The 1,768-nt window shown below is 39.9% G+C and carries 2 protein-coding genes; both read right to left on the reverse strand.

Translation table 11 applies throughout. The features are described 5' to 3' along the window. Positions 1–1,204 (reverse strand): hypothetical protein (locus tag KDK17_RS17185; RefSeq protein WP_257255272.1); only part of this gene is annotated, 1,204 nt, incomplete at its 3' end. A gap of 279 nt (positions 1,205–1,483) precedes the next feature. Then, on the reverse strand, positions 1,484–1,768 hold a 285-nt coding region (locus KDK17_RS17190), incomplete at its 5' end, for an RING-HC finger protein (protein WP_257255273.1).

The raw sequence follows: 1,768 nt of genomic DNA on the forward strand, positions 1-1,768 counted from the left end.
TTGCTAATTCCTGTCGTAGTTGGGCTATCAGTTCATTTTGTTGTTGAATGACTATGGCCTGATCCCAATGTTCTGAATCCGACTCTTCAACGGAATCGTCGCTGTCTGTCCCCTCAGAGTATCCCGATGGATACTCCGGACTTTCTGACGATGAAACCACCGATAATGCGTGTGTGAAGTCAATACCCATGATACTCTGTGTAAACTCTTGCATACCATCCTCGGTAAACATTACCGCAGGTACAGGGTACCAGTGTTCAGGGCGGCAATGACTGGTTATATTGCTGTAGACAATAGCCAGTAACTCATATGGCAAGCATCTTATCAACAAGGTCTCCAGTGTCTCTTGCCATTCCATCCCTGAATCCATGCGCTGGAAAGCTGCTGACGCCATTGCGGTTAAACCGATCAGAAGTGCTGTTCCTGCATCCAATTGAGCTGTGGTCAATTGATTGGCAATACTTCGCGGAGAATTATATTCATTGATATTTTCAGAAAGCAGTTCACGATCGAATGCTCGATTGTAGCTTTTTTCGGTGTATCTGTTATCCAAAATTCTAATATAGTTATAGAGTTCATCCTTGGAAAGAAAGTGAGGAGCAAGAAAAGCAAGAAACATCAGGACCAGACCGTTATTAACACCGAAATAATTGGACTGATATGCAATCGGACTCAAATCGAAATAAATGAAATAAGGATTCCGTCTGCCATTTATTTTATGAGACAAAAACAAGTGTTCAAAAAGGCTTTTTGCCGCTGTATTGATTAACTGTTGATCTTCCGGTTTTTTTTCAGTGGTCTTATTAATGTTTATGGAGAATATACAATGTATTAGTCTAAGCATTCTTTGAATACGAAATTTTCGATATTGTTCACTCATGTTCACATAATTAAAATAAAAGCTGATCAGACGATTAAAATCTTGCTCAGCCACCTCGTAATTTTCACAGATTTCCAGTCGTTCATCTCCAGATACATCGTCAGAGGTTAAATTAAGCCTGATAAAGCCAATACGGATATTTTCAAGTGGGCTCATCACACTTTGACCTTTGTGCCTTTCTTTTATTGTTGAAGGTGGCTTCCAGCTTGCCTTGTGATACTCGAGAAACTCTTCAATGCCATAGGTGTCGTTTGTCAGCCCCTGCTGATAAAAAAACAAACATACTGAAAACAAAAGCGTCTTAAAGGAATACCCTAAGATCATACTTTCACCTGCTTTCGTTAAAACAATTGCACAATTACATCTGCACTACTACAACTGCAATTTATACATAATAGATAGGGTAATGTCGTATATTTAAACACTACAGACGTTCTTATCAAGGCTTTAGCAATTGACAGTTTAGCCTCGTTTTATTAGACTCGACAAAAATTTTATACCAATGGATTGAGTTTCTGGCAGGAAAAAATAATTGGCACAATATGAGCCTCTCGTTCTCAAGCAAACACAGCATAAAACAAGACGCTGGCACTGTGTACACATTCAATAAAAAGACTTGTCGATAACCTTCATGTACGACAACGGTATTTCCCGACAAAACGGACAACTCCTCTGCTCATCTATAATTCTCCCAGCACAATCCTCACAAAAACCAGCGTGTCCACAACTTTGTAACACCCTAATATCTTCCACTGGATTGAAACAAATTGGACATTTTTTGCTTCCTCCTGAGGCGCCTCCAACTGCACCTGCTTCCTGCGTTGCAGGTTGGCTTGCTAATTCCTGTCGTAGTTGGGCTATCAGTTCATTTTGTTGTTGAATGACTAT

Source organism: Endozoicomonas sp. SESOKO2, from assembly GCF_024606245.1.
GTDB lineage: Bacteria > Pseudomonadota > Gammaproteobacteria > Pseudomonadales > Endozoicomonadaceae > Endozoicomonas_A.